General features: G+C 49.2%; 1 protein-coding gene and 1 pseudogene. Both read left to right on the plus strand.

What is annotated here, in order from left to right; translation table 11 throughout:
• A pseudogene (locus tag ACTHUR_RS11785) lies at positions 1 to 107 on the plus strand (RnfABCDGE type electron transport complex subunit B); the annotation flags it as partial.
• A 422-nt stretch (positions 108 to 529) separates the two neighbouring features.
• Positions 530 to 1,059 (plus strand): ATP phosphoribosyltransferase regulatory subunit (locus ACTHUR_RS11790; protein WP_440398694.1); only part of this gene is annotated, 530 nt, incomplete at its 3' end.

Here is a 1,059-nt window from a genome sequence, read left to right on the forward strand (position 1 = left end):
GCGCCCAACGTGATGCCAAATACGGCAACGAAGAAGAAAAAGCCGCCGCACTTGCCTATCTGCGCCGTTATAAAGCGGAGCAGGAAGCAGCCAAAGAAATACGGTGATTTTGGTGGATAGACTTTAAAGGTCGTCTGAAATAGGTTTTCAGACGACCTTTAAGCTAAATCAAGTATGGGATTGATGAGGTATCGAGGAATAATAAGCAGCATCTTTACTGTGAAATCCCCAGTTGCCGGTACGCCTTCTAAACTTATCATTTCCCGCATACAAAACCTGATTTGCGCGAAGTCTCGTGCTGTCCCGTATGAAAACAGGCTGCACAAAACTGTTTTGTATGGTAAAGTTTGCTTTTAATAACTCGGCGGTTTAAAGCCGTCATTCAGGGGCTGTTTGAATTTAAAATCAGATTTGTTGGAAACGCTGCATCGTTTGCGCGGCGTATTTCGAGAAACGGGCTATTTGCCTGTCTGGTTTTAAATTCAAGCAGCCCTTTGCGTTTACAAAAACAGATAGAAGGTAGATTTCCATGCAATCTTGGCAGCTTCCCGAACATGTTGCCGATGTGTTGCCGACCAACGCCCGACAGTTGGAAAGCGCGCGAGAGCAGTTGTTGACTTTGTTCCGAGTGCACGGTTACGAGCTGGTACAGCCTCCGCTGATGGAATACAGCCATTCCCTGCTGACGCACATTGACGCGGGTTTGTCTTTGAAAACCATTTTGGTGGTCGATCAGCTGAGCGGTCGGCAGTTGGGCATCCGCGCCGATATTACGCCGCAAGTGGCGCGTATCGATGCGCATCTTTTGTCCGCCAATCAAGGGATTAACCGATTGTGTTACGCAGGTCCTGTGTTGCACGCGCGGCCGGAAGGTTTGCTCAATATGCGCGAACCTTTGCAGGCGGGGGCGGAGATGTATGGTTTCGCCGACATTCAGGCGGATATCGAATTGATTGACTTGATGCTCAAAAGCATGAAGATTGCCGATATGGGCGAGGTTTTGCTATCGCTGGGTCATATCGGCGTATTCCGCGCTTTGTCCGATGCGGCGCATTTGGA

It is taken from the genome of Neisseria sp. P0021.S007, from assembly GCF_051956855.1.